Consider the following 6,634-nt stretch of genomic DNA (forward strand, 5'->3'; position numbering starts at 1 on the left):
AACAGGCATCTTGCCTGTTCCTTGAATTAAGCTGTAATTCTTTATTGTTTGTGGAACAGGCATCTTGCCTGTTCCTTTAATTAAGCTGTAATTCTTTGTGGAACAGGCATCTTGCCTGTTCCTTGAATTAAGCTGTAATTCTTTATTGTTTGTGGAACAGGCATCTTGCCTGTTCCTTTAATTAAGCTGTAATTCTTTGTGGAACAGGCATCTTGCCTGTTCCTATAATTAAAGCAACCTACTTACAAACTTTTTAAGGAATAGGAACAGACCGCAACAACTTGTCAACAATCGTCTTAGCCCTTCTTCCCCCCGCCGGAATCAACCGGTGAGACAGTACGTGCGGCGCCAAATCCTTCACATCATCCGGGGTAGCAAAATCCCGCCCCGAAATAAACGCCAAAGCCTGCGACGCCCGGTGCAAAGCCACCGCGCCCCGGGGACTCACCCCCAGAGTAATCTCCTCATCCTCCCGCGTCGATCGCACCAAATCTACAATATACTGTTTCAAAGAGCCTTCCACCTTCACACCAGCGCACAAACGACGCAATTCCTGCACTTCTGCCAAAGAAATACAAGGCTGCAAATCTTCAACAGCAAAACTATCAGAAAGCCGTTCCAACATTTGCAACTCTTCCAACGCAGCGGGATAGCCCAAAGTCAAAGACAAAGTAAACCGATCCATTTGCGCTTCCGGTAACGGAAAAGTGCCTTGATATTCGATCGGGTTCTGAGTCGCAATCACAAAAAACGGCGTCGGAACATTTCGAGAAACTCCGTCTACTGTCACCTGCTTTTCTTCCATCACTTCCAGCAAAGCTGACTGAGTTCGCGGCGTCGCCCGATTGATTTCATCAGCAAGCAAAACATTAGCAAAAACTGGGCCGGGCAAAAACTCAAACTCTCCGCTGCGCGGATTCCAAATATTAGTACCGGTGACATCCGTCGGTAACAAATCGGGAGTGCACTGAATCCGCTGAAACTTCCCATCGATCGATCGCGCCAAAGACTTCGCCAGCAGCGTTTTTCCCACACCAGGCACGTCTTCCAGCAGCGCGTGTCCGCCCGAAAACACGGCTACCAGCACCAAGCGAATAGCATCCGCTTTGCCAACCATAGTTTTGCCTAGATTTTGTTTGAGCCGCTCAATATGTTGTCTCATATCCCTGATTTCTAATTGTTAATTGCGAATTGCTAATTGCTAATTGTTGAAAAGATATCAAGATTGCCAAATTCTTGAGTCTTTGCCTTGCGGACTTCGTATTTGTACAACTAGAATTTAGTCTGACTCATCTTGCACCATTTTTAAAAGCGATCGCCTGTTCTAGATCACATAATTATTAGACTTTAGCAGTTAAGAGGCTTCTAGCAATATCGCAATCTGCCTGAATTTGAGTTTTGAGAGCATCCAGAGAAGCGAATTTTTGTTCGGGTCGCAAAAACTCTACCAAACTCGCACTCAAGGTTTGACCGTACAAATCCCCAGACCAATCTAACAGGTGAACTTCCACAGTGGGTTGCAGACCGTCTACCGTCGGGCGGCAGCCAACATTCATCACCCCATTGACAAAAGATAAATTGGATGCTGTGCCGGGGATTACAGATTTGGGGTTTTCCCGCTGATAGGAAGAACTTTCCTCTTTCATATTTTCCCATCCATGCTTCAGCGAGACTCGCACTGCATACACGCCAAAACGTGGCAAAAATTTTTCCGGCGGCAGTTCGATATTAGCAGTAGGAAATCCGATCGTCCTACCCAGCCGCTGTCCCCCAACCACAGTTCCGACTAAACTGTAAGGTCGCCCCAGCAACTGATTCGCTCTTCTGAGGTCGCCGGATGCCAGACCTTCGCGGATTGCAGAACTGCTGATCCGATCGCCCTCACCGCAATTGTGCAGCGGTACAAGAGCAACATCAATACCGTAACCAGAGGCGATCGACTGCAAATCCACAGCCGTCCCAGCGCGTCCCCGACCAAACCGAAAATCAACCCCCACACTAATTCGACTCGCTTTTAGTTGCCGCACCAAAATTTCCTCGACAAACTCACAAGCAGTCAAAGCCGCTAATTCTCGATCGAACGGCAGCAGCACAAGTTGCTCGACGCCCATGGCTGCGAGCAATTCTACCTTTTCTGCCAGAGGTGTCAGCAGTTTTTTCGGTTGACCCGTAAAAAATTCTTGCGGGTGCGGATCGAATGTCACCACAGTGCTGTAAAGTCGATCGACCCCATCAGAATCGATTCCAGAAAGGCTGTTGCCGTCGGCCCGAGCGCCTATCAAACCCTCGAACTTATGGCGGCTGTCGGCTCGATCCGGCGGTGCTGCTGAGTCATTTTCGCAGGTCGCCGGATGTTCTGTTTCCCAATTTTGATCTGTGCCAACGTTTGAGCGCAAGTTTTGCCCCGACGCAATCACCCTGGCAGAATTTTGCCCAGGCGATCGATTTAAAATTGGCTGCACGACTTGTCGATGCCCTAGGTGCAAACCATCAAAGTTTCCCAAGGCAACAGAAGTTGGAGTCAGAGCAGCGGTAGAAGAAGAAGTTACCCACACGCTTAAAATTTTGACATACTTAGTGCGATCGCCAGTCGATTTTAGATTTTAGATTTTAGATTTTAGATTTTACTCCACAGATAAATCTGGAAGGTTGAACTTTGGTCTAAACTTTTTGGTTTTCCACCACTTAAGCCGGGGGCTTGTATCCGTCTCTGAGGTCAGCCCTAACTTAAATTTGAGATTTCTGACCTCAAGATTTCAGAACCATCGGGCAATCTCAAATCCATCAGACAGGCACTTGAGGCGCTTGCACCGACACTTCAGACAAATTGTTATCAGGAGGCAGCAATTGTAACGACAAACCTTCCCGCGCCATCAAACTGTTCGGGAATCTTTGAGCCACTTGTTCTCCCACCTTGTCTAAAAACTCGTCATTGTGCAGCGGGTCGTGGTGAAAAATCACCAACTTTTTGACATTAGCAGCCTTTGCCACCTTCACCGCTTCCTGCCAAGTCGAATGTCCCCAGCCGACCTTGCTGCTTTTCTCCGCATAATACTCCTCATCGGTATAAGTAGCGTCGTAGATCAGCACCTCAGCATCCTGAGCCAAATACAGCACATTTTCGTCTAAACGATCGGGAAAATGTTCGGTATCAGTCACGTAAGCAGCCGAATACCCCCGCCAGTTTACGCGGTAGCCTATAGCTTCGCCCGGATGGTTCAGCAAAGCAGTTTCCACCTTAATCTCTCCGATTTCCAGCGGTTTGCCCACTTCTATATCGTTAAATTTCAGGTCTGCCCCCATAATTTGCAGGGGTACCGGAAAATTGGGGTGCAGCATCTGGTCGTGGAGGCGCTGCTGGATAGTAGCCTTATTAGGAGCAATAGCCCCATAGATGTGAAAGCAGTTCCCAGGAATAAAAGCTGGGACAAAAAATGGGAATCCTTGAATGTGATCCCAGTGAGAGTGAGTAAAAAACATATGAGCTTTTACGGGCATCTGGGACAGGAGAGTTTGTCCCAAAACCCGCAATCCAGTACCGCCATCGAAAATTAGGCGACTCTCACCCACTCGCATTTCTACACAGGGCGTGTTGCCCCCGTAACGTACTGTTTCTGCCCCGGGAGACGCTATGCTACCTCTAACGCCCCAGAAGTGAACCGTGAATTGGTTGTGCATACTAGACATGGGTTTTCTTGCAAGATTGTTCCGGCGAGTTATCGATAAGGTGTTTACATATTACTAAGGGCTTTACCATCAAACCCAAGTTCTTTGACGGTCGAGTTCCCCACTTGTGGGAACTGCCAAGAGTCTCGCTCATCGCGAGAATGCAAAACTGTTGGGCTTGACAACTGAGCAATAAATTACAAAGTAGACGTTGGAAGTCTCGATCGTAACTATTCTTTTCGTCTCTTCACTAGCCTAACCTCCGCAGACACACTTTGGGGCAGTAGTTCTGTCTGAGTTTGGTCAAAAGCCGCTGTTTCTCCAGCCTCTGCAATTGCCGAACCGGATTGCGCGGTCGGTTGCTTGCCTTGCTGCTTTACCGGTTTGAACCCGGATGATGGCTTTCCTGCTATCTAGTCCGGTCGATCGACCATAATATGCAGGTGGCGGGGCTGTTTTACGCCGATATCTGGCCGATATTGGCGATCGGGCGTGAACGCGCCGCTACAAGAATGACGGTTAATTTACCCGACTTGAGATGCTCCCGCCATTTAACCCCTGCCCATGAGCATCCGGGACTCCTTTTTAGCAGAACCCGGTTTAATTAACTCAACTCCCATTAATTCAAAAATCTTAGCAGTTTAGGAATGCTCCTGCTATTAATTATCAACCAATACTGTCTGGATGCTCGGCCCGCTGCGGTTCGTCCCGCTAGCGGTCAAGCTGAACCCAGCCTCATCTGACACCGGGTAGCAGCGAGAGTCCGGGCCTGCGGGCAAAAGGCTAAATTTTCGTCGTGCATTTCTTGGCGGACGAATTGAATCACTCAAAATTCCCCTATTTTCGGAAATTAAAAAATTTCGCTTTTTGGCTATCATGCCAACTCCGATCGCCATTCTGTCTCAAGAGCGATGCAGAAATATTCCCTGTTAACCTGTGGTGCTTTTCTCAACAATCTTCAATCGCTCTATTTTTGGTAAGGATTTCTCGGAATTCGGCGCATTTGCGGTACTCGCCACGGGTTTGAATTTCCGGTATCATAGAAGCTTAGAGTCTTATTTGCCGAGAATCTAAATCAGTGCTAAAAAAGCCTGGATAACTTTAAGTTATTTTTCAAAAAAGTCAGTATGAATCAAGTTAAAAAAACTACAACCAAGCTGAATAGATCGCCGGTGAAAGTGTCCGATCGCACTTTGGAACTCGGTAATCTTCCCTTGAGCGACCTGTCTTTAGAAATAACTGATGGTCAAGCTTTGAGAGAATTGAGTTCGGACGATCGCCCGTCGGCAACCCCAACAGCCACAGGCCGGACTGCCGAAACAAGACGCCGGAGGGTAGATGGTAAGACCTCCTGGGCCCGATCGCCTGTGGTTTCTACTGCGTTTCTCAAATGGCTGCTAGAGAGTTTGACTCGATCCAAAGGTTGGCTGGCAGTTATCACCCTGGCAGCAGTTTGGGGGTGGTGGAACAGTGAATTACTGTTTTCCACAGGCCTGGGGATAGCAGCGATGATGGTGGTTTACCGAGGGCAGTCGTGGGACTGGCAATTGCTGCGGGCAAAAGGCGAGCAATTTTGGGAGGGCCCGAACCGCCGATTCGTTTTAGCCGTCGGCACCGGCGGCATTGCTACCTTGGGCGCTTACATGAGTTTGGCGATTTGGGCGGACTCTGAGAGCCACTGGATGGCTTTGAGCCTAATTTTGCAGAATTTGGGTACGATCGCGATTGCAGGGGTGTTGCTGCGGCAAGGGTTGAGTCTGGGGGCAGCAAAAGATGAAGATGCGATCGATCGCATCTTGGCGGATTTGACTGATGCTGACCCCGTGAAGCGTTTGATTGCTGTGCGGCAAATGACCGATTTGGTGAATCAGGGTGGGTTTGGCCCTGTGAGCTCTGTCAAAAGTTCCATCGCCCGTTCCCGCGCTGCCGAGTGCTTTCGCCTGATGCTGAGTCGGGAACCAGAAGCTTTAGTCCGCAATGCCCTTCTCGAAGGTTTGCAGACTTGGGACGCTACTTATGGCATGGCTTTAACTAATGCGAATGGGAAGTCCCGCGCTCTACCGAAGGTGAGCGTCGGGATGAAAGCTCGCGGTGAAAATAAATTGAGCGACAGCGAATCAATATAGTTTTTGTGTGCTACGCTCATCTTATCGGTATTCTGCAATCTTGATAAATGTATAAAGCCTACAAGTACAGAATCTATCCCACAAGTGAGCAAGAAACCTTGCTTGCAAAGTCTTTTGGTTGTGCGAGATGGTTTTGGAACTATGCTTTAAATCTATGTCAAGAAACTTACAAAAATACTGGCAAAGGACTATCTAGGGCATACATACAAGGCTTGCTCCCTCCACTCAAAAAAGAATACGAATGGCTAAAAGAACCCTATTCTCAATGCTTGCAGGTGGTGGCATTGAATTTATCTACTGCCTACAAAAACTTCTTTGACAAGAGGGCGATGCCACCCAAATTCAAAGCCAAGCACGACAGGCAGTCGATCGGCTACCCTCAAAATGTCAAATTCGACGGTGACTATATCAACCTACCTAAGATTGGTTTAGTTTTCTGTCGGCGACATCGTGATTTTGAGGGCGACATCAAGACCGTTACCGTGTCTCGCAACCCGGACGGCAAACATTTTATTTCTGTTTTGATTGACGATGGGAAAGAAAAGCCTGAGTTAGTCCCAGCAGATAAAGCTATTGGCATTGATGTAGGGTTAACTCATTTTGCGATCACCAGTGATGGTTCTAAGTTTGGCAATCCCAAACATTTTATCAAGCGTCAACGCAACCTAAAACGTAAGCAGCAAAAGCTTGCTCGCAAAAAGAAAGGTAGTCAAAACCGAAAAAAGGCAAGACTGGTAGTGGCAAAAGTTCACTCCAAAATTGCTAGATGCCGTGAAGATTTTCTACAGAAGCTATCCCGCAAGATAGTTAACGAAAACCAAGTTATTGCAGTGGAAAATCTC

At 47.9% G+C, this 6,634-nt stretch carries 5 protein-coding genes; 2 read left to right on the forward strand and 3 right to left on the reverse strand.

Annotated elements, in window-relative coordinates; all coding sequences use genetic code 11:
• Positions 1-253: 253 nt before the first annotated feature.
• The 3 genes from QUA88_RS19715 to QUA88_RS19725 form a co-directional block, all read right to left on the reverse strand.
• A complete protein-coding gene (locus tag QUA88_RS19715) occupies positions 254-1,162 on the reverse strand; it encodes a MoxR family ATPase (RefSeq protein ID WP_333057199.1) in 909 nt (302 codons plus the stop codon).
• Between the two features lie 178 nt (positions 1,163-1,340).
• Complete coding sequence (locus QUA88_RS19720; RefSeq protein ID WP_333057200.1) at positions 1,341-2,555, reverse strand: bifunctional riboflavin kinase/FAD synthetase; 1,215 nt, start codon at positions 2,553-2,555, stop codon at positions 1,341-1,343.
• 229 nt (positions 2,556-2,784) lie between these two features.
• Positions 2,785-3,687, reverse strand: a complete 903-nt coding sequence (locus QUA88_RS19725; protein ID WP_333057201.1) for an MBL fold metallo-hydrolase — start codon at positions 3,685-3,687, stop codon at positions 2,785-2,787.
• 1,106 nt (positions 3,688-4,793) lie between these two features.
• Here QUA88_RS19725 and QUA88_RS19730 point away from each other — a divergent pair.
• Entirely contained in the window at positions 4,794-5,792 is a 999-nt protein-coding gene (locus QUA88_RS19730) for a hypothetical protein (protein WP_333207666.1), read from the forward strand.
• A gap of 47 nt (positions 5,793-5,839) precedes the next feature.
• The coding region (locus QUA88_RS19735; protein WP_333273308.1) for an RNA-guided endonuclease TnpB family protein at positions 5,840-6,634 on the forward strand (795 nt) is incomplete at its 3' end.

The sequence above is a fragment of the Microcoleus sp. D3_18_C2 genome (genome assembly GCF_036702395.1).
In the GTDB taxonomy this organism is placed as follows: domain Bacteria; phylum Cyanobacteriota; class Cyanobacteriia; order Cyanobacteriales; family Microcoleaceae; genus Microcoleus.

What these genes read in the sequence shown, in the direction of transcription:
- QUA88_RS19730 (WP_333207666.1), top strand. Translation starts at nt 4,794, where the DNA reads ATGAATCAAGTTAAAAAAACTACAACCAAGCTGAATAGATCGCCGGTG.
- QUA88_RS19715 (WP_333057199.1), bottom strand. Translation starts at nt 1,162, where the DNA reads ATGAGACAACATATTGAGCGGCTCAAACAAAATCTAGGCAAAACTATG.
- QUA88_RS19725 (WP_333057201.1), bottom strand. Translation starts at nt 3,687, where the DNA reads ATGTCTAGTATGCACAACCAATTCACGGTTCACTTCTGGGGCGTTAGA.